Here is a 1910-nt window from a genome sequence, read left to right on the forward strand (position 1 = left end):
AGAAACGAGCATCGACCTCGGATATGTCCCCACCCATGAACAGCCCAACGAGCGAACCCAACGAACGTCACGGTAAGCACCGTTGCAGTACTAGCGGCTCTTGGACGGATCGACGTTGACGTGGAACGCAGACAGCTCCTCCGCACGCTCACCTTCTCGCTCGGCTCGCTGAGCATCCCGCCCGACAGCTGGTGGGAGCACATGGCCCGCACCGGAAGCCGACGAATCACCCAGCACCGTGCCGGCCGGGCCGATGTGGATGCCGTCCGTGAGATGACGGGCCTCTTCTCCCAACTCGACCAGCGACGCGGCGGCGGACACGGACGCACCGCGGTAGCGCAGTACCTTCTCACGGATGTCGGAGACTTCCTCCGAGGCTCCTTCGCCTCCGACCGCGTACGGCAGGACATGTTCTCCGCTGCCTCCGAACTCGCTTACCTAGCAGGGTGGACAGCATTCGACAACGGCGAACACCCCACCGCCCAGCACTACTACACCGTCGCCGTCAAGCTGGCGGCCGAGGCGGACGATCCCGCGATGGCCGGCCATGTCCTTCGCGCCATGGCCCACCAAGCGATTGACCTCGGGAAGCCGCACCATGCCGTCAGGGTCGCCGAGGCATCCATGGCCAGTCGACGGTACGAACTCGCCAGCCCACGCGAGCGGTCTCTGCTCGGGGTCGTCAACGCCCGCGCCCTCGCCGCCGCAGGGCACAGGGCCGACGCGTACGCCGCGCTGCTTCAGGCCGAACGGGACCTGTCGGCTGCCTCTCCCGGCGACGACGAGCCAGCCAGGGTGTTCTTCTTCGCCGAGGCTTCGCTCGCGCACGAGACCGCGTCAGCGCTGCGTGACATAGGCGACTTGGACGGCGCGGCCAGGGAGTTCGAACGCAGCGCCGCGACACGGAAGGCGTCCGCTTTCACGCGCACCCACGCGGTCACCCTCGGCCACCTCGGCCTTGTGAAGGCCAGCCAGAACTCCATTGAGGAGGCGTGCACGATCTGGGCCCGGTCGCTTAGCGCCATGCAGACTGTTCGTTCCGCCCGCACCCGCAACGTCGCACTCCAGATCCGCAGCACGCTGTCCCCTTACCGTGGACGGAAGGTGCCCATCATCGATGCCGTTGACCAGCGCGCCGCCGAATACCTGGCGGCCACCATCTGACCCGCCGTCCCGGCGTGGTTCGTTCCGGAGGGGAAAACAAATGAGCGATGTCTTCAATGTGGAAACGCTCGGATACGTTGTGGGAGGGCGCGCGGAACCGACCGACGACTACTGGGGAGGAACACGCGCCATCATCCGCCTCGACCACGACCGGTTCCCGCTCGACGCGACGAAGGGGCTGGAAGAGTTCAGCCACCTCGACGTCATCTTCCGATTCCACCGAACCGACCAGACTGACCTGCACTTCGGTGCGCGCCGCCCGCGCGACAACCCGGACTGGCCCGAGGTCGGCGTATTCGGCCATCGGAACATGCGTCGCATCAACTGGCTCGGATCCTCCCGCTGCCGACTCGTCAAGGTCGACGGCCTCGACCTGCACGTCGAGGACCTGGACGCCATCGACGGAACCCCCGTGCTGGAGGTGAAGCCCTGGTTCGAAGAGTTCGGCCCACGCGGAGAGGTCCGCCAACCCGCGTGGACCACCGAGATGCTCCGCGAGTACTTCGCACCAGCACCGCCCACAGCCTGACCGGACCGAACCACGCCCGACACGGGGCGTGCAGATGGCCCGCAGCAGAGTGAGCGGTCCAAGGTCGCTCATGCGGGTGAATAGGCGGGGGGAGGCTGGTGCCCCGGCTGGCACCGTGGGCTACTAGGGCGTGTTTCAGAAGTGGATCTTGCAGTAGGAGGATCGCGCGCGGTGCGGCGCGTCTACCTTTGCTGTTGAACCACTGCGGTGCCGCTGT

2 protein-coding genes are annotated in these 1910 nt (G+C 66.6%); both read left to right on the top strand.

The annotated features are described in order from the left end of the window. Window positions 1–120: 120 nt before the first annotated feature. A complete protein-coding gene (locus tag ACZ55U_RS38985) occupies window positions 121–1164 on the top strand; it encodes a Tat pathway signal protein (protein WP_465534374.1) in 1044 nt (347 codons plus the stop codon). A 40-nt stretch (window positions 1165–1204) separates the two neighbouring features. After that, a complete protein-coding gene (locus tag ACZ55U_RS38990) occupies window positions 1205–1693 on the top strand; it encodes an SAM-dependent methyltransferase (protein ID WP_465534376.1) in 489 nt (162 codons plus the stop codon). Window positions 1694–1910 lie beyond the last annotated feature (217 nt).

This window comes from Kitasatospora sp. NPDC034533 (assembly GCF_055575155.1).